This window comes from Pseudomonas sp. RA_105y_Pfl2_P56, from assembly GCF_963970845.1.
GTDB classification, from domain to species: Bacteria; Pseudomonadota; Gammaproteobacteria; order Pseudomonadales; family Pseudomonadaceae; genus Aquipseudomonas; species Aquipseudomonas baetica_A.
Genome location: NZ_CAXAPL010000005.1, coordinates 121,177 through 146,530, shown reverse-complemented (window position 1 = coordinate 146,530; position 25,354 = coordinate 121,177). Strand labels below are relative to the sequence as shown.

The 25,354-nt window shown below is 56.9% G+C and carries 24 protein-coding genes and 2 tRNA genes; 22 read left to right on the top strand and 4 right to left on the bottom strand.

Annotated elements, in window-relative coordinates:
• Positions 1-45: 45 nt before the first annotated feature.
• A complete protein-coding gene (gene smpB, locus AACY11_RS05695; RefSeq protein ID WP_007915208.1) occupies positions 46-528 on the bottom strand; it encodes an SsrA-binding protein SmpB in 483 nt (160 codons plus the stop codon).
• 119 nt (positions 529-647) lie between these two features.
• Here smpB and AACY11_RS05690 point away from each other — a divergent pair, with 119 nt between their 5' ends.
• The 3 genes from AACY11_RS05690 to AACY11_RS05680 are packed head-to-tail and all read left to right on the top strand — an operon-like array spanning position 648 to position 2,800.
• Positions 648-2,051: a sodium-dependent transporter gene (locus AACY11_RS05690; protein WP_339431683.1), complete on the top strand. Its 1,404-nt coding sequence runs from the start codon at positions 648-650 to the stop codon at positions 2,049-2,051.
• 7 nt (positions 2,052-2,058) lie between these two features.
• On the top strand, positions 2,059-2,493 hold the full coding sequence (locus AACY11_RS05685; RefSeq protein ID WP_016986510.1) for a type II toxin-antitoxin system RatA family toxin: 435 nt from the start codon (positions 2,059-2,061) through the stop codon (positions 2,491-2,493).
• The gene (locus tag AACY11_RS05680) at positions 2,486-2,800 is read left to right on the top strand and encodes an RnfH family protein (protein ID WP_339431684.1); all 315 of its coding nucleotides are present in this window, start codon (positions 2,486-2,488) and stop codon (positions 2,798-2,800) included. The genes AACY11_RS05685 and AACY11_RS05680 overlap by 8 nt, the downstream gene beginning before the upstream one ends.
• 61 nt (positions 2,801-2,861) lie before the next feature.
• Here AACY11_RS05680 and AACY11_RS05675 read toward each other — a convergent pair whose 3' ends face one another.
• The gene (locus tag AACY11_RS05675; RefSeq protein ID WP_339431685.1) at positions 2,862-3,389 is read right to left on the bottom strand and encodes an outer membrane protein assembly factor BamE; all 528 of its coding nucleotides are present in this window, start codon (positions 3,387-3,389) and stop codon (positions 2,862-2,864) included.
• A 97-nt stretch (positions 3,390-3,486) separates the two neighbouring features.
• Between AACY11_RS05675 and fur the strand changes: the two genes are divergently transcribed.
• Positions 3,487-3,891, top strand: coding sequence for a ferric iron uptake transcriptional regulator (fur, locus tag AACY11_RS05670; protein ID WP_339431686.1), 405 nt, complete (start codon positions 3,487-3,489; stop codon positions 3,889-3,891).
• Between the two features lie 75 nt (positions 3,892-3,966).
• On the opposite strand, the gene recN is transcribed toward fur, so the two are convergent.
• Positions 3,967-5,640 carry a DNA repair protein RecN gene (gene recN / locus AACY11_RS05665; protein WP_339465471.1) on the bottom strand — a complete coding sequence of 558 codons (1,674 nt, stop codon included), beginning with the start codon at positions 5,638-5,640 and terminating at the stop codon, positions 3,967-3,969.
• 240 nt (positions 5,641-5,880) lie between these two features.
• Between recN and grpE the strand changes: the two genes are divergently transcribed.
• From grpE to AACY11_RS05625, 8 genes are all read left to right on the top strand, one after another.
• Positions 5,881-6,447: a nucleotide exchange factor GrpE gene (gene grpE / locus AACY11_RS05660; RefSeq protein WP_339494049.1), complete on the top strand. Its 567-nt coding sequence runs from the start codon at positions 5,881-5,883 to the stop codon at positions 6,445-6,447.
• 102 nt (positions 6,448-6,549) lie between these two features.
• Positions 6,550-8,466 (top strand): molecular chaperone DnaK, encoded by a 1,917-nt coding sequence (dnaK, locus tag AACY11_RS05655; RefSeq protein ID WP_339431689.1) that lies wholly within the window; start codon positions 6,550-6,552, stop codon positions 8,464-8,466.
• A 296-nt stretch (positions 8,467-8,762) separates the two neighbouring features.
• A complete protein-coding gene (gene dnaJ, locus AACY11_RS05650; protein WP_221730603.1) occupies positions 8,763-9,887 on the top strand; it encodes a molecular chaperone DnaJ in 1,125 nt (374 codons plus the stop codon).
• Positions 9,888-9,896: 9 nt separating this feature from the next.
• Positions 9,897-10,703, top strand: a complete 807-nt coding sequence (gene dapB, locus AACY11_RS05645) for a 4-hydroxy-tetrahydrodipicolinate reductase (RefSeq protein WP_339494047.1) — start codon at positions 9,897-9,899, stop codon at positions 10,701-10,703.
• Between the two features lie 258 nt (positions 10,704-10,961).
• The gene (gene carA / locus AACY11_RS05640) at positions 10,962-12,098 is read left to right on the top strand and encodes a glutamine-hydrolyzing carbamoyl-phosphate synthase small subunit (RefSeq protein WP_339431691.1); all 1,137 of its coding nucleotides are present in this window, start codon (positions 10,962-10,964) and stop codon (positions 12,096-12,098) included.
• Positions 12,099-12,224: 126 nt separating this feature from the next.
• Positions 12,225-15,446, top strand: a complete 3,222-nt coding sequence (carB, locus tag AACY11_RS05635) for a carbamoyl-phosphate synthase large subunit (RefSeq protein WP_339431692.1) — start codon at positions 12,225-12,227, stop codon at positions 15,444-15,446.
• Between the two features lie 2 nt (positions 15,447-15,448).
• Positions 15,449-15,925, top strand: coding sequence for a transcription elongation factor GreA (gene greA, locus AACY11_RS05630; RefSeq protein WP_339431773.1), 477 nt, complete (start codon positions 15,449-15,451; stop codon positions 15,923-15,925).
• A gap of 28 nt (positions 15,926-15,953) precedes the next feature.
• Positions 15,954-16,358 carry an MFS transporter gene (locus AACY11_RS05625; RefSeq protein ID WP_339431693.1) on the top strand — a complete coding sequence of 135 codons (405 nt, stop codon included), beginning with the start codon at positions 15,954-15,956 and terminating at the stop codon, positions 16,356-16,358.
• A gap of 9 nt (positions 16,359-16,367) precedes the next feature.
• Here AACY11_RS05625 and AACY11_RS05620 read toward each other — a convergent pair whose 3' ends face one another.
• The gene (locus tag AACY11_RS05620) at positions 16,368-16,676 is read right to left on the bottom strand and encodes a YhbY family RNA-binding protein (RefSeq protein ID WP_201228024.1); all 309 of its coding nucleotides are present in this window, start codon (positions 16,674-16,676) and stop codon (positions 16,368-16,370) included.
• A gap of 101 nt (positions 16,677-16,777) precedes the next feature.
• On the opposite strand from AACY11_RS05620, the gene rlmE reads away from it, so the two are divergent.
• From rlmE to nusA, 10 genes are all read left to right on the top strand, one after another.
• A complete protein-coding gene (rlmE, locus tag AACY11_RS05615) occupies positions 16,778-17,407 on the top strand; it encodes a 23S rRNA (uridine(2552)-2'-O)-methyltransferase RlmE (RefSeq protein WP_150617091.1) in 630 nt (209 codons plus the stop codon).
• 203 nt (positions 17,408-17,610) lie between these two features.
• On the top strand, positions 17,611-19,518 hold the full coding sequence (ftsH, locus tag AACY11_RS05610) for an ATP-dependent zinc metalloprotease FtsH (RefSeq protein WP_221730609.1): 1,908 nt from the start codon (positions 17,611-17,613) through the stop codon (positions 19,516-19,518).
• 8 nt (positions 19,519-19,526) lie between these two features.
• Positions 19,527-20,378: a dihydropteroate synthase gene (gene folP / locus AACY11_RS05605; RefSeq protein WP_339431695.1), complete on the top strand. Its 852-nt coding sequence runs from the start codon at positions 19,527-19,529 to the stop codon at positions 20,376-20,378.
• 16 nt (positions 20,379-20,394) lie between these two features.
• Positions 20,395-21,732, top strand: a complete 1,338-nt coding sequence (glmM, locus tag AACY11_RS05600; protein ID WP_339431696.1) for a phosphoglucosamine mutase — start codon at positions 20,395-20,397, stop codon at positions 21,730-21,732.
• Positions 21,733-21,797: 65 nt separating this feature from the next.
• Complete coding sequence (gene tpiA / locus AACY11_RS05595) at positions 21,798-22,553, top strand: triose-phosphate isomerase (protein ID WP_016986498.1); 756 nt, start codon at positions 21,798-21,800, stop codon at positions 22,551-22,553.
• Between the two features lie 4 nt (positions 22,554-22,557).
• On the top strand, positions 22,558-22,944 hold the full coding sequence (gene secG / locus AACY11_RS05590) for a preprotein translocase subunit SecG (RefSeq protein WP_339494111.1): 387 nt from the start codon (positions 22,558-22,560) through the stop codon (positions 22,942-22,944).
• A gap of 22 nt (positions 22,945-22,966) precedes the next feature.
• Positions 22,967-23,052 (top strand) — tRNA-Leu (locus AACY11_RS05585).
• 97 nt (positions 23,053-23,149) lie between these two features.
• Positions 23,150-23,226, top strand: a tRNA-Met gene (locus AACY11_RS05580).
• Between the two features lie 139 nt (positions 23,227-23,365).
• The gene (gene rimP, locus AACY11_RS05575) at positions 23,366-23,824 is read left to right on the top strand and encodes a ribosome maturation factor RimP (RefSeq protein ID WP_007915250.1); all 459 of its coding nucleotides are present in this window, start codon (positions 23,366-23,368) and stop codon (positions 23,822-23,824) included.
• A gap of 47 nt (positions 23,825-23,871) precedes the next feature.
• Positions 23,872-25,353, top strand: a complete 1,482-nt coding sequence (gene nusA, locus AACY11_RS05570) for a transcription termination factor NusA (protein WP_221730613.1) — start codon at positions 23,872-23,874, stop codon at positions 25,351-25,353.
• The last annotated feature ends 1 nt before the right edge of the window (position 25,354 follow it).

The window sequence follows — 25,354 nt, the reverse complement described above, 5'->3', positions numbered from 1 at the left end:
CCTGTAGGAATTGCCGCCGGCTGCGATCTTTTCAGGCAGAAAGACTCAGTCTTCCTTGCCCTTGTTGCGCACGGCACGCTGCAACTCACGACCTGCATCGCGTTCACGCTCGGTGTCACGCTTGTCGTATTCCTTCTTGCCCTTACCCAGAGCGATCTCACACTTGACCATGTGCTTGCTCCAGTACCAGGACAGGCATACGCAGGCGTAACCCTTTTGCTGCACAGCGGCGGCGAGTTTTTCAAGCTCGCGGCGATTGAGCAGCAATTTGCGAGTGCGCACCGGGTCAGCGATGACGTGGGTGCTGGCGGTCATCAGAGGCGTGATGTGACTGCCGAGCAGCCACGCCTCGCCATCCTTGAGCAGCACATAACTGTCGACCAGTTGCAGCTTGCTTGCCCGCAGACTTTTTACTTCCCAGCCGGCCAGGACCAGACCGGCCTCGAACTTATGCTCGATGAAGTAATCGTGTCGCGCTTTTTTGTTCTGCGCGATGGTCCCTGTTGGGTGTTTCTTCTGTTTAGCCATAGGGGCGGCATTATATGGAGATAAATGGCCGTCGGCTACGGTGATGCTGCGTGCTTGAGCAGGTTGAGTGAATGCCGGACAATGCGGCCTCTTTTTCTAACGCTTGGGCGTGATAAACGATGTCGACAGACAAGGTTTCTGTCCACGGCAGTTGGGCTAGCCGCTGGGTATTCATACTCGCCGCGACCGGTTCGGCCGTGGGACTGGGTAGTATCTGGAAATTCCCCTACATGGTCGGGATGTACGGCGGCGGCGCGTTCGTATTGATGTTTCTGGTGTGCATCGCACTGATCGGCATCCCTGTCATGCTCGCTGAAACCCTGATAGGCCGGCGCGCCCGGCAAAGTCCGGCGAATGCCCTGAAGGTGCTGGCGCTTGAGGCTGGGCACTCGCCCAAGTGGTCGTGGGGGGCGTTTGCCGGGATGATCACGGCATTGCTGATTCTGTCTTTCTATAGTGTGGTCGGTGGCTGGTCGCTGGATTACATCATCGACATGGGACGCGGCGACTTTCAGGGCGCTACGGCTGATCAGGTCGGTGCCTATTTTGGCAATGTCATTGCCGATCCTTGGCGTCTGACACTTTGGCACACGATTTTTATGCTGCTGTCCGCGCTCGTCATCGCCAAGGGCGTGGTTGCAGGGCTTGAGCGCAGCCTGCGGATCATGATGCCGCTGCTGTTCGTGATGATTCTGGTGCTGCTGGGGTACAGCATGACCACTGGGCATTTCATGGAAGGCGTGCATTTCATGTTCGACTTTCACCCGGAAAAAGTCCTCGACGGTTTGCTGCCCGCCATGGGCCACGCGTTCTTCTCTTTGAGCGTGGGCGTTGGCTCGATCATGATCTACGGCGCCTACATGCCCAAGAGTGCGTCATTGTCCGGCACGGTTGTCGGCGTGGCATTGCTCGACACGTTTGTTTCGCTGGTGGCCGGTCTGGCCTTGTTTCCTATTGTGTTCGCCGGCGGACTGAACCCTAGCGAGGGGCCAGGCCTGATGTTCGTCAGTCTGCCATTCGCTTTTGGTAATGTGGCTTTCGGTCAGTTGATGGGCGTTGTGTTCTTTGTTCTGGTGGCGGTTGCGGCTTGGAGTTCGGCAATTTCGTTACTTGAGCCCATGGTTGCCTACCTGGTGGAACGCACGAAAGTCAGGCGTGCCTGGGTGACATTCTGGCTGGCATTCACCTGCTGGTTCGTCGGTTTGGGCACGGTGTTCTCCTTCAATATCTGGAAGGAAGCCAAGTTTTTCGTGAGCGAAGGCGGGATGTTCCATCTCTACCAATGGGGCGCGCAGAGTGGCCTTGATTTCTTCGGTGTGATCGATTTCTTCACCTCGCGGATCATGTTGCCGCTGGGTGGGTTGTGTTTCGTGCTGTTTGCCGGGTGGGTGATGGGGCGTGATGCGGTGCGTGACGAGTTGTCGACTCGTAACCCGGCGCTGTTTGCCCTGTCTTTGTTCTTGATGCGCTATGTGGCGCCCATCGGCATTCTTGTAGTGTTTGCCACCCAGCTCTGGAAGTGACGCTTACATGACGACACATATTCAACGATCGGCGCTGCTGCCGTACCCGGCGCAATTTCTTTACGACCTGGTCAACGACGTGGCGCGTTATCCGGAGTTTTTACCGTGGTGCTCGTCGGCTGAAGTGCTGGAAAGCTCGCCCGAGCATATGCGTGCCAGCGTGGGCGTGGCCAAGGGTGGCCTCAGTCAGCATTTCGTGACGCGCAACACGCTGGTACCTGGGCAATCGATCGAAATGAATCTCGAAGAGGGCCCTTTCAATCAGTTGCACGGCGTATGGGTGTTCAAGGTGTTGAACGAGAAGGCCTGCAAGATCAGTTTGGATCTGTCCTTCGACTACGCGGGGCCGCTAGTGCGCGCCACGCTGGGGCCGCTGTTCAATCAGGCTGCGAATACCCTGGTGGATGCGTTCTGCCAGCGTGCCAAGCAGATGCATGGTTGAATCGATGATCGAGATAGAGGTCGTATTTGCGGCCGTTGATCGTCAGGTGCTGCGTACGGTCAGCTTGGTTGAGGGGGCGACCGTGCGATCGGCGGTGTTTGCCTCGGGTATTGATATCGAGTTTCCCGAGTTGAATCTGTCTGAGTGTCCTCTGGGGATTTTTGGCAAAGTGGTTTCTGATCCGGATGCAAGGCTGGTTCAGGCGGGGGATCGAATCGAGATTTACCGGCCGCTGCTCGCCGACCCCAAAGAGGTTCGGCGTTTGCGTGCGGCTAAAGCAGCTGAAGCCAAAGCTCGAAATCAGTAAGCAAGCCAATCTGCAGGCAATAAAAAACCCGGAATTCCCGGGTTTTTTATTGCCTCGCCAATTATTGCGGCGAGGTGTCCAGCGGCTCTGGTGTCGGAACCGGAACGGTTTCTACACCATCGACTTCCTTCTGGATCTGATCCAGCATGGAACCTGGCTTGACCGGTTTTTCCGGTTTTGGCTTCTCGGCGTTTTCAGCAGGAGCGGTCACAGTAGTGCCACTGTCCTTGCCGAGAATGGCTTCGTCACGGCTTACGCCCGGCATGAAGTCACCAGACAGGCTGACAAGCTGGTCGTTTGAGTTAAAAATAACGCTGATGCGTTCCTGTTGGCGTTCACCGCCACCCGGTTGCAGGCTGTACAGATAATCCCAGCGATTGGCATGGAACGTGTCGGTAAGCAGGGGGTTACCCATGATAAACCGTACTTGCGGCCGGGTCATTCCCGGGCGTAACTGGTCTATCATGTCCTGCGTGACGACATTGCCCTGCTGGATGTCGATTTTGTAAACCCCGGGGAATGAACAACCGGCGAGTGCGAGCAGTCCCACAAAGGTGAAACTGGTTAGCAAGAGCTTGGTGTTTTGCATCGGTGGGCGACTTCCACTATCTTGGCTGGGACAACGTAAACGCCGATCATACCCGCATTAAGAGAAGCTGCGAAGCAGCATCGCGAGAAAGCTAACCATGGTTGAAAATAGCGAACTACGCAAAGCCGGTCTGAAAGTGACCCTGCCACGGGTCAAGATCCTGCAAATGCTCGACTCTACCGAGCAGCGTCACATGAGTGCCGAGGACGTCTACAAGGCGTTGATGGAAGCTGGCGAGGACGTCGGTCTGGCCACGGTTTACCGTGTTCTGACCCAGTTTGAAGCGGCTGGTCTCGTGGTCCGTCACAACTTCGACGGTGGCCACGCGGTATTCGAATTGGCCGACGGTGGGCACCACGACCATATGGTTAACGTTGAAACCGGTGAAGTCGTCGAGTTCATCAGCGTGGAAATCGAAAAACTCCAGAATGCAATTGCCGAGGAGCACGGTGTCGAGTTGGTGGATCACAACCTGGTGCTGTACGTACGCAAGAAAAAGTAAGCATGTCGCGCGAATTTCAGGTTCGCGAAACGAGCGAAGGCGACCCAAGGGTCGCCTTCGTGCTTTGTGTCATCTTTAAACTTTGGCGGTGACGACCATCTTTTTCGCATGCGCCAAGGATTCCTTGGTCAGGTCGATGCCGCCCAGCATGCGTGCCACTTCTTCTATTCGGTCGTTCTTGCTCAGCTTGGAGACAGCAGTATGGGTTGCCTGTTCGCCCCGTACCTTGTGTACAAACAGGTGTTGGTGACCTTGCGCCGCCACTTGTGGCAAGTGCGTCACTGTCAGAACCTGTCCGCGTTCACCCAGACGGCGAAGCAATTGGCCGACAATTTCAGCGGTCGGACCGCCAATGCCTACGTCCACCTCGTCGAATACCAGTGTGGGTACGCGGGAGGTTTGCGCGGTAATCACTTGAATTGCCAAGCTGATACGTGACAGTTCGCCACCGGACGCCACTTTCGCCAATGCCTTCAGGGGTTGGCCGGGGTTGGCGCTGACCAGCAGTTCGACTTGCTCCAGCCCGTTGGGCAGAAGTTCTTCGCTGCTATTGGCGCGCAGCTCAATGGTGAACCGCCCGCCCGGCATGCCCAGGCGTTGAATTTCCTGCTCTACCGCGCTGGCGAGGCTGCCGGCGGCCTGATGGCGCAAATCACTCAGCTCGCGGGCCTTCTCCTGATAATGGCGAGCATAAGAGGCTAGCTCTTCGCTCAAGCGCTCGATGGATTCGTCGTTGGCATTGAGCGTTTCGATTTCATCCAGCAGTTTCTGCTGCATTTCACTGACTTCGGTTGGTTGAATCCTGTGCTTGCGCGCCAGCGTGTAAATGGCATCCAGTCGCTCTTCCAGATATTGCAGGCGAGCCGGGTCGGCATCGAAGTTATCAAGGAAGCGATTGAGTTCACCAACGGCTTCTTCAACCTGGATCTGCGCGCTGGTCAGCAAGCTGCTTGCTTCGCCCAGTGCGCCGACCGAATTGTTCACACTCGATAAGCGATTGAGGCTGGCGGTCAGCGCATTCAGCACGTTGCCGGAATCACTTTCGCTGCATTGCTCGACCACTTGTCGACAAATACCCAGCAAGGTTTCGGCGTTGGTCAGGTTTTTGTGTTCCTGCTCCAACTGCTCGAGTTCGTTATCGCCGAGGCCGAGATTTTCCAGTTCTTCGAGCTGGTAGCTGAGCAGTTGATGGCGCGCGCGTTGTTCGTCGCCGGAATTGGAGAGGCGCTCCAGCTCCTGGCGTGTCTGGCGCCAACGCTGCGCGGCCAGATGCACTTGGCGCGCCAGGTCGGTAGCGCCGGCGTATTCGTCCAGCAGTCGGCGATGGGTGTCGGTTTTCAGCAGGGACTGGTGTTCATGCTGGCTATGGATATCGATCAGCAATTCGCCGAGAGCCTTGAGATCACCCAGCGGGCAGGGCGTGCCGTTGATATAGCCGCGCGAACGACCTTCGCAGGTGATGACCCGGCGCAGGATGCAGGGGCCGTCGATGTCCAGGTCGCGTTCGGCTAGCCAGGCGCGGGCTTCGGGGATATCGATCAGGTCGAAAGTCGCCAGAATATCGGCCTTGTCGGCGCCCGGGCGCACTACGCCACTGTCGGCACGATCGCCAAGGGTCAGGCCCAGGGCGTCGAGCATGATCGATTTGCCTGCGCCGGTTTCCCCTGTGATCACGCTCATCCCGCGATCGAGTTCGAGATCGAGATGTTCAACGATGGCGTAGTTGTGTACAGACAGGTGCACCAGCATAAAGGCCGCTCCCAGGCTTTAGGTCTGGTTATTTATACAGTGTTTTGTTTCGGGCTGACAATGCCCCCTCTTAGCTCGATTCGCTTGATCGGAAAAATTTCTTAGTGCATTGAGGAATGAGAAAGCGGCACTTTTTTGTAGGGTTAATCATTGAAGCCCCTTGAAGCCTGATTTTGCGGCCCCATATATCGGGACAGAAGCGCGAGTCGAACTCGCGGACGATATTGAAAGGAGAATTCTATGGCTGACGAACAGACAGTAGATAAGCAAAACCCAGAAGCCAATCCAACGCCCGAGGGTTCGGGTGACGACCTGGCGACCCGTGTACAAGTGCTCGAAGAGCAATTGGCCGCCGCGCAGGATCAGTCTCTGCGTGTTGCCGCTGATCTGCAGAACGTCCGTCGTCGTGCCGAGCAAGACGTCGAGAAAGCGCACAAGTTTGCGCTGGAAAAATTCGCCAGCGATCTGTTGCCGATTGTCGACAGCCTGGAGCGCGGCCTCGAGCTGTCGAACCCGGACGACGAAAGTATTCGTCCGATGCGCGAGGGGATCGAGCTGACGCTGAAAATGTTCCACGACACCCTCAAGCGTTATCAGCTTGAAGCGATCGATCCGCATGGCGAACCGTTCAATGCCGTTCACCATCAGGCGATGGCCATGCAGGAAAGCGCCGACGTAGAGCCGAACAGCGTTCTGAAGGTGTTCCAGAAGGGCTACCAGCTCAACGGCCGCTTGTTGCGCCCGGCCATGGTCGTGGTCAGCAAGGCGCCTGCGCCAGTTTCGCCTTCTATTGATGAGCAGGCTTGAAATTAGCCGCAAGGCCCCCATTTAGAAGTCAAGCGTTTAAGTGCTACCGCAGTTAGCCACCACTGCTGCGGCATCCAAATCCAAAGTTTCGGGAGAGTTAACATGGGCAAAATTATCGGTATCGACCTGGGGACTACCAACTCCTGCGTCTCCGTGCTGGAAAACGGCAAAGCAAAAGTTATTGAAAACGCTGAAGGCGCGCGTACCACGCCGTCGATCATCGCTTACGCCAACGATGGCGAAATTCTGGTAGGTCAGTCGGCCAAGCGTCAGGCTGTTACCAACCCGCACAACACTCTGTACGCCGTAAAGCGTCTGATCGGTCGTCGTTTCGACGAAGAAGTTGTGCAGAAAGACATTCAGATGGTCCCTTACAAGATCGTCAAGGCTGACAACAACGACGCTTGGGTTGAAGTAAACGGCCAGAAAATGGCCCCGCCACAAATCTCGGCTGAAATTCTGAAGAAAATGAAGAAGACCGCCGAAGATTACCTCGGCGAGCCAGTGACTGAGGCGGTAATCACCGTTCCGGCTTACTTCAACGACAGCCAGCGTCAGGCGACCAAAGACGCCGGCCGCATCGCCGGTCTGGACGTAAAACGTATCATCAACGAACCAACCGCCGCCGCTCTGGCTTACGGTATGGACAAGGCCAAGGGCGATCACACCGTGATCGTTTACGACCTGGGTGGCGGTACTTTCGACGTTTCGGTGATCGAGATCGCTGAAGTTGACGGCGAGCACCAGTTCGAAGTGTTGGCCACCAACGGTGACACGTTCCTGGGCGGTGAAGACTTCGACATTCGTCTGATCGACTACCTCGTGGACGAATTCAAGAAAGAAAGCGGCATGAACCTCAAAGGTGATCCGCTGGCCATGCAGCGCCTGAAAGAAGCCGCTGAGAAAGCCAAGATCGAGCTGTCGTCCGCTCAGTCGACCGACGTGAACCTGCCGTACATCACTGCAGACGCCACCGGTCCTAAGCACCTGAACGTCAAGATCTCGCGTGCCAAGCTCGAAGCTCTGGTTGAAGACCTGGTTCAGCGCACCATCGAACCTTGCCGCATCGCCATGAAAGACGCAGGTCTGGACGTTGGCGCGATCAACGACGTGATCCTGGTCGGCGGTCAGACTCGTATGCCGCTGGTACAGAAGCTGGTAACCGATTTCTTCGGTAAAGAAGCACGTAAAGACGTTAACCCGGACGAAGCGGTTGCCATGGGTGCTGCGATTCAGGGCGCTGTTCTGGCTGGCGACGTGAAAGACGTTCTGCTGCTCGACGTCAGCCCGCTGACCCTGGGTATCGAAACCATGGGTGGCGTGATGACCGCGCTGATCGAGAAAAACACCACGATTCCTACCAAGAAATCGCAAGTGTTCTCGACTGCCGACGACAACCAGGGCGCTGTGACCATTCATGTTCTGCAAGGTGAGCGTAAGCAAGCCACACAAAACAAATCCCTGGGCAAGTTCGACCTGGCCGACATTCCACCCGCTCCACGTGGCGTGCCGCAGATCGAAGTGACTTTCGACATCGATGCCAACGGCATCCTGCACGTTGGTGCGAAAGACAAGGCCACCGGCAAGACTCAGTCGATCGTGATCAAGGCCAACTCCGGTCTGTCCGACGAAGAAATCGAGCGCATGGTGCGTGACGCCGAAGCGAACGCTGACGAAGATCGCAAGTTCGAAGAACTGGCCGTCGCCCGTAACCAAGGTGATGCACTGGTTCACTCGACTCGCAAAATGGTCTCCGAAGCTGGCGACAAGGTCAGCGCCGAAGAGAAGACTGCGATCGAAGCCGCTGTGGTCGCTCTGGAAGCCGCTGTTAAAGGCGACGACAAGGCTGCCATCGAAGCCAGGGTTGAAGAGCTGTCGAAACTCTCCGCTCCGGTTGCTCAGAAGATGTACGCCGACCAGGCTCAGCCAGCTGATGGTGCAGCCCCGCAAGGCGAATCGGCTGAGAAACCTGAAGACGTGGTCGATGCAGAGTTCGAAGAAGTCAAAGACCACAAGTAAGTTGTTGGTCGGCCGGTTGACTGCCTTTCGGCGGTGACTGGTAGGATGTCGCCGCGCGGGAGCTTGCTCCCGCGTTGGTGTATCTGGAATACGCGAATTTTTACAGCATGCGACAGCGTTCGGATGCTGGCGGTATGGCTGAAAATGCTCCTGCTTTTCACGTCGAAAGTACCGCATGAATCACAGACCAGGATCGTTGAATTGACGTGAGTTGGGTCCGGGCCTGTATTGGGGCTCAACGAGTTTGGCGAGGCTCAGGAGGGGTTTGCCGAACGTCCTTAAGAGTGCAAAGACTTATGGCAAAGCGTGACTATTACGAGGTGTTGGGTGTTGAGCGTGGCGCGAGCGACGCAGACCTGAAAAAGGCCTATCGCCGTTTGGCGATGAAGCATCACCCGGACCGTAATCCCGATGACAAAGCATCGGAAGAACTGTTCAAAGAGGCCAATGAGGCCTACGAAGTATTGTCCGACTCGAGCAAGCGAGCGGCGTTCGACCAGTATGGTCATGCCGGTGTCGACCCAAGCATGGGGGGAGGCGGTGCCGGTTTCGGTGGTCAGAACTTCTCCGACATCTTTGGCGATGTCTTCAGTGACTTCTTCGGTGGCGGTCGCGGTGGTTCCCGTGGCGGGGCTCAGCGTGGCAGCGACTTGCGCTACACCCTGGAACTGAATCTGGAAGAAGCGGTGCGCGGCACAACCGTGAATATCCGCGTTCCGACACTGGTCAATTGCAAGCCGTGCGATGGTTCAGGTGCCAAAAAAGGCTCGTCACCTTCGACTTGCCCGACGTGTGGCGGCATCGGTCAGGTGCGCATGCAGCAGGGCTTCTTCTCGGTGCAGCAAACCTGCCCGCGTTGCCATGGCCAGGGCAAGATCATTTCCGATCCGTGCGACTCCTGCCACGGTGACGGCCGCGTTGAAGAGTACAAAACCCTGTCGGTCAAAGTGCCGGCCGGCGTCGATACTGGCGACCGCATTCGTCTGTCTGGCGAAGGCGAGGCGGGTACTCAAGGTGGTCCGACTGGTGACCTGTATGTCGTCATCAACGTGCGAGAGCACGACATCTTTCAGCGTGACGGCAAACATCTGTTCTGCGAAGTGCCGATCAGCTTTGTCGATGCAGCGCTGGGCGGCGAGCTGGAAATTCCGACCCTCGACGGTCGCGTCAAACTGAAAATCCCTGAAGGTACCCAGACCGGCAAGCAGTTCCGCGTGCGCGGCAAGGGTGTGGCTCCTGTGCGTGGCGGTGGTGCGGGCGACTTGATGTGCCGTGTAGCGGTCGAGACGCCGGTCAACCTGAATCGTCGTCAGCGCGAATTGCTGGAAGAGTTCCGCAGCTCCCTGGCCGATGACAACAGCCACTCGCCGAAAACCACGGGTTGGTTTGACGGTGTGAAGCGCTTCTTCGGCGACTTGTAAGGAGTGGGCATGCGACGTATTGCAGTGATGGGCGCCGCCGGGCGCATGGGTAAAATTCTGGTGGAGGCCGTGCAGCAGCGCGCGCCACTGACCGGGTTGACTGCCGCTGTCGTCCGTCCTGGCAGCACGCTGATCGGGGTGGATGCCGGTGAGTTGGCTTCGCTGGGGCGAATTGGCGTGCCGCTCTCCGGTCATGTGGAAGCGGTCGCTGATGAATTCGATGTATTGATCGACTTCACGCTGCCGGAAGTGATGCTGAAAAATTTGGCGTTCTGTCGTAAGGCAGGCAAGGCCATGGTTATCGGCACCACCGGGCTGGATGCGGCGCAAAAGCAATTGCTGGCCGAGGCGGGTAAGGATATTCCCATCGTCTTTGCCGCCAACTTCAGTGTAGGCGTCAACCTTTCGCTGAAGCTGCTGGACATGGCGGCGCGCGTGCTGGGTGATGATGCCGACATCGAAATCATCGAGGCTCACCACCGCCACAAGATCGATGCGCCGTCGGGTACGGCGTTGCGCATGGGTGAGGTGATTGCCGGTGCGCTGGATCGTGATCTGCAGAAAGTTGCAGTCTACGGCCGTGAAGGCCATACCGGTGCCCGCGAGCGCGAAACCATCGGTTTTGCCACGGTTCGTGGTGGGGATGTGGTGGGTGATCACACGGTGCTGTTCGCCTGTGAGGGTGAGCGTCTGGAGATCACCCATAAGGCGTCGAGCCGCATGACGTTCGCCAAGGGCGCGGTGCGTGCGGCGTTGTGGCTGGACGGTCGCGAACCGGGCCTGTACGACATGCAAGACGTGCTCGACCTGCGTTGATTGATCGTTTGAACCCGGCGCAAACGCCCTGTTTGCGCTGGATTTTCTCCGCCGAGCGACGTCCTGTCGCATTCTCCGGCCTTTTAGGCTCATTAGCGGTGGACCCAAAAAGCCTTTTTCTGTAAGCTACAGCTTTAGTGTGTCCACTAAAAGCGAGCAGAATAATTCAGTGAAGAAGCGGGGTGACGTGTCCATACGTCACTCCGCTTTTTTACAACCTGCGATCGCCCTTTCATGCGTTATTTACGGGAGGTCTTCTTGACTAAGCCAGCCATACTTGCCCTTGCTGATGGCAGCATTTTTCGCGGCGAAGCCATTGGAGCCGACGGTCAAACCGTTGGTGAGGTGGTGTTCAACACCGCAATGACCGGCTATCAGGAAATCCTTACCGATCCTTCCTACGCCCAACAGATCGTTACCCTGACTTACCCGCACATCGGCAACACCGGCACCACGCCCGAAGACGCCGAGTCCGACCGCGTCTGGTCCGCTGGTCTGGTCATCCGTGACTTGCCGCTGGTGGCGAGCAACTGGCGCAACACGATGTCCCTGTCTGATTACCTGAAAGCCAACAATGTTGTGGCGATCGCCGGTATCGACACCCGTCGTCTGACCCGCATCCTGCGTGAAAAAGGTGCACAGAACGGCTGCATCATGGCCGGTGACAACATCTCTGAAGAAGCCGCCATTGCTGCCGCGCAAGGCTTTCCGGGCCTCAAGGGAATGGATCTGGCGAAAGTCGTCAGCACCAAGGCTCAATACGAATGGCGCTCCACTGTCTGGGATCTGAAAACCGACAGCCACGCGACCATCGAAGCTTCCGAGTTGCCTTACCACGTCGTTGCCTACGACTTTGGCGTCAAGCTGAACATTCTGCGCATGCTGGTTGAGCGCGGCTGCCGCGTTACCGTGGTCCCGGCGCAAACTCCGGCCGCTGACGTACTGGCTCTGAAGCCGGACGGTGTGTTCCTGTCCAACGGCCCTGGTGATCCGGAGCCGTGCGACTACGCGATCCAGGCGATCAAGGACGTGCTGGAAACCGAAACTCCGGTATTCGGCATTTGCCTCGGTCACCAGTTGCTGGCGCTGGCCTCCGGTGCCAAGACCCTGAAAATGGGCCATGGTCACCACGGTGCCAACCACCCGGTGCAGGACCTGGACACGGGCGTCGTGATGATCACCAGCCAGAACCACGGTTTTGCGGTAGACGAAGAAACGCTGCCTGCCAACGTCCGCGCGATTCACAAATCGCTGTTCGACGGCACCCTGCAAGGCATCGAGCGCACCGACAAAAGTGCGTTCAGCTTCCAGGGTCACCCTGAGGCGAGCCCGGGCCCGAACGATGTCGCGCCACTGTTCGACCGCTTCATCAACGAGATGGCCAAGCGACGCTAAGCGTTCGCCTTGAGACTGTAGAGAGAAGCCCTTCGAGGGCGGCCCCGACACCGGCGGCCCCCTCGAGACTTCAGAAATCGATCAAGACGGCTTGCCGACTGACCTGCGGATTTGAGTGACAAACCCATGCCAAAACGTACAGACATTAAAAGCATCCTGATTCTTGGCGCTGGCCCGATCGTTATCGGCCAGGCTTGCGAATTCGACTACTCCGGCGCCCAGGCCTGCAAGGCCCTGCGCGAAGAGGGTTACCGCGTCATCCTGGTGAACTCCAACCCGGCCACCATCATGACCGACCCGGACATGGCTGACGCCACGTACATCGAACCGATCAAGTGGCAGACTGTTGCCAAGATCATCGAAAAAGAACGTCCCGATGCAGTGTTGCCAACCATGGGCGGCCAGACTGCTCTGAACTGCGCCCTGGATCTGGAGCGCGAAGGCGTTCTGGAGAAGTTCGGCGTGGAGATGATCGGTGCCAACGCCGACACCATCGACAAGGCTGAAGACCGTTCGCGTTTCGACAAGGCGATGAAATCCATCGGCCTGGCCTGCCCGCGTTCCGGTATCGCCCACAGCATGGAAGAAGCCAACGCAGTCCTCGAAACGTTGGGTTTTCCGTGCATCATCCGTCCGTCCTTCACCATGGGCGGCACTGGTGGCGGTATCGCTTACAACCGTGAAGAGTTCGAAGAAATCTGCGCCCGTGGTCTGGACCTGTCGCCAACCAAAGAGCTGCTGATCGACGAATCCCTGATCGGCTGGAAAGAATATGAAATGGAAGTTGTCCGCGACAAAAAGGACAACTGCATCATCGTCTGCTCGATCGAAAACTTCGACCCGATGGGCGTGCACACCGGTGACTCGATCACTGTCGCCCCGGCTCAGACCCTGACCGACAAGGAATACCAGATCCTGCGTAACGCCTCCCTGGCGGTACTGCGCGAGATCGGCGTCGAGACCGGCGGTTCCAACGTTCAATTCGGTATCTGCCCGAACACTGGCCGTATGGTCGTGATCGAAATGAACCCGCGTGTATCGCGTTCCTCGGCGCTGGCTTCGAAAGCCACCGGTTTCCCGATCGCCAAAGTCGCGGCCAAACTGGCTGTGGGTTACACCCTCGACGAACTGTCGAACGACATCACCGGTGGGAAGACCCCGGCGTCCTTCGAGCCGTCCATCGACTACGTCGTGACCAAGCTGCCCCGCTTCGCCTTCGAGAAATTCGCCAAGGCTGACGCACGCCTGACCACGCAGATGAAATCGGTCGGCGAAGTCATGGCTATCGGCCGTACCTTCCAGGAATCCCTGCAGAAAGCCCTGCGCGGTCTGGAGGTTGGTGTTTGCGGTCTGGACGAGAAGCTCGACCTGAGCAATCCGGAAAGCATGAGCGTGCTCAAGCGCGAACTGACTGTGCCGGGCGCCGAGCGTATCTGGTACGTGGCAGACGCCTTCCGTGCGGGCATGACTGTCGAAGACATCTTCGGCATGAACATGATCGACCCGTGGTTCCTGGTGCAGATCGAAGATCTGATCAAGGACGAAGAGAAGGTCAAGACCCTCGGTCTGTCCGCTATCGACCGCGACCTGATGTTCAAGCTCAAGCGCAAAGGCTTCTCCGATCAGCGTCTGGCCAAGTTGCTGGGCGTTACCGAGAAAAACCTGCGCACTCACCGTCACAAGCTGGAAGTGTTCCCGGTCTACAAGCGCGTTGACACCTGCGCGGCCGAGTTCGCCACCGACACTGCTTACCTGTACTCGACTTACGAGGAAGAGTGCGAAGCGGCGCCGTCCGGTCGCGACAAAATCATGATTCTGGGCGGCGGTCCGAACCGTATCGGTCAGGGTATCGAGTTCGACTACTGCTGCGTTCACGCGGCCCTCGCTCTGCGCGAAGACGGTTACGAGACCATTATGGTCAACTGCAACCCGGAAACCGTGTCCACCGACTACGACACGTCCGACCGTCTGTACTTCGAGCCGGTAACGCTGGAAGACGTGCTGGAAATCTGCCGCGTCGAGAAGCCCAAAGGTGTGATCGTCCAGTACGGCGGCCAGACTCCGCTGAAACTGGCTCGTGCTCTGGAAGCTGCCGGCGTACCGATCATCGGCACCAGCCCTGACGCCATCGACCGCGCTGAAGACCGTGAGCGCTTCCAGCAAATGGTTGAGCGTCTGAACTTGCGTCAGCCGCCAAACGCCACCGTGCGTAGCGAAGACGAAGCTGTTCGCGCTGCTGCGAAGATCGGTTATCCGCTGGTGGTGCGCCCGTCCTACGTGCTGGGCGGTCGCGCAATGGAGATCGTCTACAAGGAAGACGAGCTCAAGCGTTACCTGCGTGACGCGGTGCAGGTGTCCAACGACAGCCCGGTGCTGCTCGATCACTTCCTCAACTGCGCCATCGAGATGGACGTTGATGCGGTCTGCGACGGCAAGGACGTGGTGATCGGCGCGATCATGCAGCACATCGAACAGGCTGGCGTTCACTCCGGTGACTCCGCGTGCTCGCTGCCGCCTTACTCGCTGCCGGCGCACATCCAGGACGAGATGCGCGAACAGGTCAAGAAAATGGCCCTGGAGTTGGGTGTTGTCGGCCTGATGAACGTGCAGTTGGCGCTGCAAGGCGAAGACATCTACGTCATCGAGGTGAACCCGCGCGCTTCCCGTACCGTACCGTTCGTCTCCAAGTGCATCGGTGTTTCCCTGGCGATGATCGCGGCTCGCGTGATGGCCGGTAAAACCCTGAAAGAAATTGGTTTCACCAAGGAAATCATCCCGAACTTCTACAGCGTGAAAGAGGCGGTCTTCCCGTTCGCCAAATTCCCTGGCGTTGACCCGATCCTCGGCCCAGAGATGAAGTCCACTGGTGAAGTGATGGGTGTTGGCGACACCTTCGGCGAAGCTTTCGCCAAGGCCCAAATGGGTGCCAGCGAAGTGCTGCCGACCGGCGGTACTGCATTCATCAGCGTGCGTGACGACGACAAGCCGCTGGTTGCAGGCGTAGCCCGTGATCTGATCAACTTGGGCTTCGAAGTGGTCGCGACTGCCGGCACTGCCAAGCTGATCGAAGCTGCGGGCCTGAAAGTGCGCCGTGTGAACAAGGTGACCGAGGGGCGTCCGCACGTGGTCGACATGATCAAGAATGACGAAGTCACTCTGATCATCAACACCACTGAAGGTCGTCAGTCGATCGCCGACTCCTACTCCATTCGTCGTAATGCCTTGCAGCACAAGATTTACTGCACCACCACCATTGCTGCTGGCGAAGCTATCTGTGAAGCGCTGAAATTCGGTCCTGAAAAAACCGTGCGCCGCTTGCAGGATCTACACGCAGGATTGAAGGCATGAGCATAATCAAGTACCCAATGACTGTTCAGGGCGCTCGCGCCCTGGAAGAAGAGCACACTCACCTGACCAAGGTCGTTCGTCCAAAGCTTAGCCAGGACATCGGTACGGCCCGCGAGTTGGGTGACTTGAAGGAAAACGCTGAATACCATGCCGCTCGTGAACAGCAAGGCATGGTCGAAGCGCGGATTCGTGATATTGAGGGCCGGATTCAGAATCAGGTGATCATCGATGTCACGACGATTCCTCATACCGGTAAAGTTATTTTCGGCACCACCGTTGAAATCGCTAATGTCGAAACTGATGAAAGCGTCACTTACCACATCGTGGGTGAGGATGAGGCTGACTTCAAACTCGGCAAGATTTCAGTCGGTTCTCCTCTTGCTCGAGCTTTGATCGGCAAGGAAGAGGGTGATGTGGTTGCTGTGAAAACGCCAGGTGGCGTTATCGAGTATGAGATTGTCGAAGTCCGTCACATCTGAAACCGGGCGCCCGCTACGCGCGGGCGCCATGCTTTGGCAACTGACCCAGATGTTGTGGGTCGGTGGTCTTTGGTTGATTCATTTTGGTTTGCAGCCGGCGTTGGGCCAGATTGGCCTGGCGCAGTTGCTGATTGATGAAATCGCCAGTGCATTTGAAGTGCTGGTGGTGGGTTTTTCCGCCGCATGCTTGATTTTTCAGGCCTTGGTGCTGGTGCAGGCCGAGGGCCTTGGCAGTCTATGGCAAGATTTTCGCGGGCAGGTGCTGTTGATGGCGTTGAATGCGTGTGCGATGTTTGTCGCCGTGCGTATCGGCTGGCCGGATGCTCAGCGCTGGCAGGTATTCAGTTATCTGGTTCTGGGGTTTTCCGGGTTGGTGCTGGTGCTGCAGCCGGTACCTGGATGGAGTGGCAGGGTGCGCGAAGCACACCCTTGACCCTTGTCATCACTTGAAGCGATGAACGTTCGACAGCTGCTTGTTGACGCTGAAGTTCTTGCGGTAAACCAGTGCCATCTTGCCGATGACCTGTACCAGGTCAGCCTTGCCGACCTTGCACAGTTCTGCGATGTGCGCCAGGCGCGACTCGCGATCAAGGATGTTGAGCTTGATTTTGATCAGCTCGTGATCCGCCAATGCGCGTTCAAGTTCGGCTAAAACACCTTCAGTCAAACCGTTGTCAGCCACAGTCAAGACTGGTTTCAGATGATGGCCAATGGATTTGTACTGTTTCTTCTGCTCTTGAGTGAGCGGCATAATCTGACCCTTTCGTCTGGATTCTGTAAAATGGCGGCCATTTTACCCGAGGGTTCGTGGATCCGCCCAATTAATCACGACCCTTATCATCGAGGTGCCCAATGGCGCGTTCCAAGACAAGCCTTGGTTGGCTGAAAAGACATGTCAATGATCCCTATGTGAAGCAAGCGCAGAAGGATGGCTACCGCTCGCGTGCGAGTTACAAGCTTCTGGAGGTTCAAGAGAAATACAAGCTGATCCGTCCGGGCATGAGTGTTGTCGATCTGGGGGCTGCGCCTGGTGGCTGGTCGCAGGTTACTAGCCGGCTGATCGGTGGTCAGGGGCGTCTGATTGCCTCGGACATCCTGGAAATGGACAGTATTCCGGACGTGACCTTCATTCAGGGCGACTTCACCGAGGACGCAGTACTCGCGCAGATCCTGGATGCCGTCGGTAATTCGCAGGTAGACCTTGTGATTTCCGATATGGCCCCCAATATGAGTGGTACACCTGAAGTGGACATGCCCAAAGCCATGTTCCTTTGCGAGTTGGCGCTTGATCTGGCGGAGCGGATACTCAAGCCGGGTGGTAATTTCGTAATCAAGATTTTTCAGGGCGAAGGGTTTGATGTTTACCTGAAGGATGCCCGCAAGAAGTTCGACAAGATCCAGATGATCAAACCGGATTCTTCTCGTGGCAGCTCCCGCGAGCAGTACATGCTGGCTTGGGGTTATCGCGGGCGTAGTGAGTAAAACGGGTTTTTTTCACGGGGGTGATAGGTTTTTCGTATTTTGCCCCGAGCGCTTTAGCGAATATTGTGTAGAAAGTGTTTCACAAAGGGTTACAGACGGCGCCTGCCAGAGTTGTAGGTAATGTAGTAAGTTAGGCCGGTGAATATCATGCGAAGCGCGCGCCAGTAGCGGAGCTTGCTTCAGAGGGTAGTTAATTGAACGATATGGCAAAGAATTTGATCCTGTGGTTGATCATCGCGGCTGTCCTGGTGACGGTGATGAACAACTTCTCCAGCCCTAACGAGCCGCAGACCCTCAACTATTCCGACTTCATCCAGCAGGTCAAGGATGGCAAGGTCGAGCGCGTAGCGGTTGATGGCTATGTGATTACCGGCAAGCGCAACGACGGCGACAGCTTCAAGACCATTCGTCCCGCTATTCAGGACAATGGCCTGATCGGTGATCTGGTCGATAACCACGTTGTGGTCGAGGGCAAGCAACCTGAGCAGCAGAGCATCTGGACCCAGCTTCTGGTAGCCAGCTTCCCGATCCTGGTGATTATCGCGGTGTTCATGTTCTTCATGCGCCAGATGCAGGGCGGCGCTGGCGGCAAGGGCGGACCGATGAGCTTCGGCAAGAGCAAGGCGCGCCTGCTCTCCGAAGATCAGGTCAAGACTACTTTGGCTGACGTTGCCGGTTGCGACGAAGCCAAGGAAGAAGTGGGTGAGTTGGTAGAGTTCCTGCGTGATCCGGGCAAGTTCCAGCGTCTGGGTGGTCGTATCCCTCGTGGTGTGCTGATGGTGGGGCCTCCGGGTACCGGTAAGACTTTGCTGGCCAAGGCTATCGCTGGCGAAGCCAAAGTGCCTTTCTTCACCATTTCCGGTTCTGACTTCGTCGAAATGTTCGTCGGTGTCGGTGCCAGCCGTGTGCGTGACATGTTCGAGCAGGCGAAGAAACATGCGCCTTGCATCATTTTCATCGACGAAATCGACGCTGTCGGTCGCCACCGTGGCGCCGGCATGGGGGGTGGTCACGACGAGCGTGAGCAGACCCTCAACCAGTTGCTGGTTGAGATGGACGGCTTCGAAATGAATGACGGCATCATTGTGATTGCTGCAACCAACCGTCCTGACGTACTCGATCCGGCATTGCTGCGTCCGGGCCGTTTCGACCGTCAGGTTGTGGTCGGCCTGCCAGATATTCGTGGTCGCGAGCAGATTCTCAAGGTTCACATGCGCAAAGTGCCAATGGGTGACGACGTTGCTCCGGCCGTTATCGCTCGCGGTACTCCGGGCTTCTCCGGTGCCGACTTGGCCAACCTGGTCAACGAAGCGTCGCTGTTCGCTGCTCGTAGCGGCAAACGCATCGTCGAGATGAAAGAGTTCGAGTTGGCCAAAGACAAGATCATGATGGGCGCCGAGCGAAAATCGATGGTCATGTCCGAGAAAGAAAAGCAGAACACTGCTTATCACGAAGCTGGCCACGCCATTGTCGGTCGTGTTGTGCCTGAGCATGACCCGGTCTACAAGGTTTCGATTATCCCGCGCGGTCGTGCGTTGGGTGTGACCATGTTCCTGCCGGAAGAAGATCGTTACAGTCTGTCCAAGCGTGCGCTGATCAGCCAGATTTGCTCGCTGTACGGTGGCCGTATCGCTGAAGAAATGACCTTGGGCTTCGACGGTGTAACCACTGGTGCTTCCAACGACATCATGCGTGCCAGTCAGATTGCACGGAACATGGTGACCAAGTGGGGTCTTTCGGAAAAACTCGGTCCGTTGATGTACGCCGAAGAAGAGGGTGAAGTGTTCCTCGGGCGTGGTGGTGGCGGTCAGGGCGCCAGTTTCTCTGGTGAGACTGCGAAGCTTATCGATTCCGAAGTGCGCAGCATCATTGATCAGTGCTACGGCACGGCCAAGCAGATCCTCACGGATAATCGTGACAAGCTGGATGCAATGGCTGACGCGCTGATGAAGTATGAAACGATTGATGCTGAGCAGATCGACGACATCATGGCCGGTCGCACGCCTCGCGAGCCTCGCGATTGGTCGGGTGGTGCGGGTACGCCGCCGCCTCCTGTCGTTCAGGATGAGCGTCCGGAAAAACCGATTGGCGGTCCGGCTGCTGATGTTTAAGGTTTGAAATGACTTCTGTACAGTCCCTGACCCGGTTGCCTTGCGGCAACCGGGTTCTTGATTTTTCCCAGACGCATGTCATGGGTATTCTCAATGTAACTCCCGATTCTTTCTCTGACGGCGGCCGATACAGCCAGCTCGACGTGGCCTTGCGCCACGCTGAAGCCATGGTCGCCGCAGGTGCGACGCTGATCGATGTGGGTGGCGAGTCCACCCGTCCTGGCGCTCGTACGGTTTCGCCGCTGGAAGAGCTTGAGCGCGTGGCGCCAATCGTCGAGCTGATCAATCGCGAACTTGATGTCATCATCTCGGTCGATACGTCGACTCCGGCGGTGATGCGCGAAACTGCGAGACTGGGTGCCGGATTGATCAATGATGTGCGGTCACTGCGGCGCGATGGTGCATTGGATGCGGCGGCGGCTACGGGGTTGCCGGTGTGTCTGATGCATATGCTGGGTGAGCCTGGTGATATGCAGGATGATCCGCGCTATCAGAATGTCACTCGGGAAGTGAGCGAATTTCTCGCTGAGCGGATGGCTCAATGCGCGTTGGCAGGTATTGCTGCCGAGCGTGTCATACTTGATCCTGGTTTCGGATTCGCCAAAACCCTGGAGCACAACCTAAGCTTGTTCAAGCATATGGAGGCTCTGCATAAGCTAGGTCGACCTTTGTTGGTTGGTGTATCTCGGAAAAGCATGATTGGTCACGCCTTGAATCGTCCTGTGGGCGAGCGTCTGCATGGTGGTCTCGCACTGGCTGCGCTCGCGTCAATCAAGGGCGCACGTATATTGCGCGTCCATGATGTGGCGGAAACGGTAGACGTGGTGCGGATGATCGCGGCCGTTGAGTCGGCTGAATAAGAACGATGGAGCAGTTATGAGCAAGAAATACTTTGGTACTGACGGCATTCGTGGTCGAGTCGGGGAATATCCGATTACTCCTGACTTCATGCTCAAGCTCGGCTGGGCTGCTGGCATGGCGTTCCGCAAGATGGGCGCCTGCAAAGTGCTGGTTGGCAAAGACACGCGCATCTCCGGTTATATGTTTGAATCGGCGCTTGAAGCTGGACTGACTTCGGCGGGGGCGGATGTAATGCTGCTTGGTCCGATGCCGACGCCGGCCATTGCCTATCTGTCGCGCACGTTCCAGGCTGAAGCCGGCATCGTGATCAGTGCTTCGCACAACCCGCATGATGATAACGGCATCAAGTTCTTCTCAGGTAAAGGTACCAAGTTGCCGGATGAGCTGGAATTGATGATCGAAGAGTTGCTCGACACTCCAATGACCGTGGTCGAGTCGAGCAAGATCGGCAAGGTGTCGCGGATCAATGACGCCTCTGGTCGTTACATTGAATTCTGCAAAAGCAGTGTGCCAACCGGTACCAATTTCGCCGGTCTCAAGATCGTCATCGACTGCGCTCACGGTGCGACCTATAAAGTTGCGCCGAGTGTTTTTCGTGAGCTGGGCGCCGAGGTCGTGGTGCTGTCAGCCCAGCCAAATGGTCTGAACATCAACGACAATTGCGGCTCCACTCATATGGGGCAGTTGCAGGCGGCGGTGCTGGCTGAGCACGCTGATCTGGGTATTGCTTTTGACGGGGATGGTGATCGCGTCCTGATGGTTGACCACACGGGGGCGATTGTTGACGGTGATGACCTGCTGTTCATCATTGCTCGCGATCTGCAGGAGCGTGGAAAGCTGCAAGGAGGAGTGGTAGGCACCCTGATGAGTAATCTCGGTCTGGAGCTGGCCCTTGCCGATCTTTCGATTCCGTTTGTTCGCGCCAATGTCGGCGACCGTTATGTGATTGCTGAGTTGCTTGAGCGTAACTGGTTGGTCGGTGGTGAGAACTCAGGGCATATCGTCTGTTTCAATCACACCACGACCGGTGACGCGATCATTGCTGCTCTGCAAGTGCTGATGGCACTCAAAACGCGTAACGAAGGTCTGGCGTTAGCTCGACAAGCTTTGCGCAAGTGTCCTCAGGTGCTGATCAATGTGCGTTTCGGTGGAGGTGAAAGTCCGCTGGAACATCCGGCTGTCAAGGAGGCCAGCGCGCGCGTCACTCAGGCAATGGCCGGTCGCGGACGTGTGCTTTTGCGCAAGTCCGGCACAGAGCCTTTGGTGCGTGTGATGGTTGAAGGGGAGGATGCAACCCAGGTTCGCAGCTATGCCGAAGAGCTGGCAAAACTGGTAACTGAAGTTTCTGCCTGATTCGGCTTGCCAGCCATGATTGTGTTGGGTAACATCTGCGCCCACTTTGACCGACGAGGTACAGCATGCGTCGCCCTATGGTAGCTGGTAACTGGAAGATGCACGGTACCCGCGCCAGCGTCGCTGAGCTGATCAACGGGCTTCGTCATCTGGCCTTGCCAAGCGGTGTTGATGTCGCGGTATTCCCGCCTTGCTTGTATATCAATCAAGTGATTGATGGCTTGAAAGGCAAATCGATTTCGGTCGGTGCGCAGAATTCTGCGGTGGAATCCATGCAAGGTGCATTGACCGGTGAGATTGCACCGAGTCAGTTGGTGGATGCAGGTTGTTCCCTTGTGCTTGTCGGGCACTCCGAACGCCGCCAGATAATGGGCGAGCGAGACGGGATGCTGAATCGCAAGTTCGCAGCGGCACAGGCATGTGGCTTGATTCCGGTGTTGTGTATAGGGGAAACCCTCGAGCAACGCGAAGCTGGAAAAACTCTTGAGGTTGTCGGGCGTCAGCTGGGCAGCATCATCGAGGAGCTGGGTGTAGGTGCTTTTGCCAAGGCAGTCATCGCTTACGAGCCTGTCTGGGCCATTGGTACCGGACTGACTGCAACGCCGCAACAGGCTCAGGATGTGCATAAAGCCATTCGCGAGCAGTTGGCGGCAGAGAATTCTGAGGTCGCACGAGGTGTGCGGCTTCTATACGGCGGCAGCGTGAAGGCGGCCAATGCGGTCGAACTGTTCGGCATGCCGGATATCGATGGGGGGCTCATTGGTGGAGCTTCCCTGAATGCAGATGAGTTCGGTGCGATTTGTCGCGCCGCGGGAAACTGAAAAAATGCTGGAAACAGTCGTAGTCGTTTTTCATCTGCTGGGTGCATTGGGCGTAGTTGCGCTGGTTTTGCTGCAGCAGGGTAAGGGTGCGGACGCTGGTGCGTCTTTCGGAGCAGGTGCTTCAAATACTGTGTTCGGAAGCCAAGGTTCCTCTACCTTTCTTAGTAAGTTTACTGCTATACTTGCCGCCGGTTTCTTCATAACCAGCTTGGGGTTAGGTTACTTTGCTAAAGAGAAAGCTCATGAGCTGACTCAAGCAGGTTTGCCAGATCCAGCAGTGTTGGAAGTGCCTAAGCAGCAACAACCGGCTTCTGATGATGTACCGGTGCTTCAAGAGCAAAAGTCGGCTACTCCAGCGACTGACGTACCTCAAGCTCAAGAGCAGAAGTAAGAAGGGTTTCAAACGTAGTTTTGCCGAGGTGGTGGAATTGGTAGACACGCAACCTTGAGGTGGTTGTGCCCATAGGGTGTAGGGGTTCGAGTCCCCTTCTCGGTACCAATTAGTCAAGAGAGCCCGCTGTTGCGGGCTTTCTTGCAGGTGGAAGGTTACATTGACCCTGCAAGGGATCGGTCGTATACTTCCGCCCCAGCTTTGTCGCGGGGTGGAGCAGTCTGGTAGCTCGTCGGGCTCATAACCCGAAGGTCGTCGGTTCAAATCCGGCCCCCGCAACCAGTTTAAGGAGCCCCTTTTAAGGGGCTTTTTGTTAGCTGGATACTTTCGACGCCGCTGTTCGGCGGCGTTTCAAGGATGGGCGTTAGGCCCATTTTTTTATTTTGCATAGCATGCACATATCATGCACTAGGGGGTTCAGGTGTCGAGCAAGCTAGAAGAGTTGCAGGCCTTGCTGGCCCCGGTGGTCGTGGCCCTAGGCTATGAATGCTGGGGTATTGAGTTTTCGGCTCAAGGTCGTCACTCGATGTTGCGCGTTTATATCGATAAAGAGGGTGGCGTGCTGGTGGACGATTGCGCCATTGTCAGCCGTCAGATCAGCGGTGTACTGGATGTTGAAGATCCAATCTCCGTTGAATACACCCTCGAAGTTTCCTCGCCTGGCATGGAGCGCCCACTGTTCACTCTTGAGCAGTTTGCAAAATTTGCCGGTGAACAAGTGAAGATCAAGCTGCGCTCGCCTTTTGAAGGTCGACGCAACTTTCAGGGCCTTCTGCGCGGTGTAGAAGAGCAGGATGTCGTGGTGCAGGTAGATGACCACGAATTCCTGTTGCCGATCGATATGATCGACAAGGCCAACATTATTCCCAGTTTTGACTGAGACGCGGATCCCGCGGATCCAATGGCTTGCGAAAGGCGAGGCGTACGATGAGCAAAGAAGTACTGCTGGTTGTTGAGTCGGTATCCAATGAAAAGGGCGTACCGGCAAGCGTAATTTTTGAAGCGCTGGAGCTGGCTCTGGCCACTGCTACCAAAAAGCGTTTTGAAGACGAAGTTGACCTGCGTGTGGAAATTAACCGCCACACCGGTTCTTACGAAACTTTCCGTCGCTGGACGGTCGTCGAAGAAAACGATCTCGACGATCCGGCTATCGAAACTTGGCCGAGCAAGGTTGCTGAAACGCATCCTGGCGCCAATGTCGGCGACGTTGTTGAAGAAAAGATCGAGTCCATCGAGTTCGGCCGCATTGCTGCACAGACTGCCAAGCAAGTCATCGTGCAGAAAGTGCGCGAAGCCGAGCGTGCTCAAGTGGTCGACGCCTATCGCGAGCGCCTGGGAGAAATCATCTCCGGCACCGTGAAAAAAGTCACCCGCGATAACGTGATCGTCGACCTGGGCAATAACGCTGAAGCGTTGCTGGCCCGTGAAGACATCATCTCTCGCGAAACTTTCCGCGTCGGCGTGCGTTTGCGCGCGCTGCTCAAGGAAATCCGCACCGAGAACCGTGGCCCGCAGTTGATCCTGTCGCGTACCGCGCCGGAAATGCTGATCGAGCTGTTCCGTATCGAAGTGCCGGAAATTGCCGAAGGTCTGATCGAAGTCATGGCTGCGTCCCGTGATCCGGGTTCGCGTGCCAAGATCGCCGTCCGCTCCAAGGACAAACGCATCGACCCGCAGGGCGCTTGCATTGGTATGCGCGGTTCGCGCGTCCAGGCAGTGTCGGGTGAGTTGGGCGGTGAGCGTGTTGATATCGTCCTGTGGGACGACAACCCGGCTCAGTTCGTGATCAACGCCATGTCCCCGGCCGAGGTTGCGGCAATTATCGTTGACGAAGATGCCCACGCCATGGACATCGCCGTTGGCGCAGACAATCTGGCTCAGGCCATCGGTCGCGGTGGTCAGAACGTGCGTCTGGCGAGCCAGTTGACTGGCTGGACCCTGAACGTGATGACCGAATCGGACATCCAGGCTAAGCAGCAAGCAGAAACCGGCGACATCCTGCGCAACTTCATCGACGAGCTGGAAGTCGACGAAGAGCTGGCTCAGGTGCTGGTTGATGAAGGCTTCACCAGCCTGGAAGAGATTGCCTACGTACCGTTGGAAGAAATGCTCAACATCGACGGCTTTGACGAGGACATCGTCAACGAGCTTCGCGCTCGTGCCAAGGATCGCTTGTTGACCAAAGCCATCGCTACTGAGGAAAAGCTGGCAGACGCCCATCCGGCCGAAGACCTGCTCTCGCTTGAGGGTATGGACAAGGATTTGGCGATGGAACTGGCGGTGCGCGGCGTAATTACCCGCGAAGACCTGGCCGAGCAGTCTATTGACGACCTGCTCGACATCGACGGCATTGACGATGATCGTGCCGGCAAGTTGATCATGGCCGCCCGAGCCCACTGGTTCGAGTAAT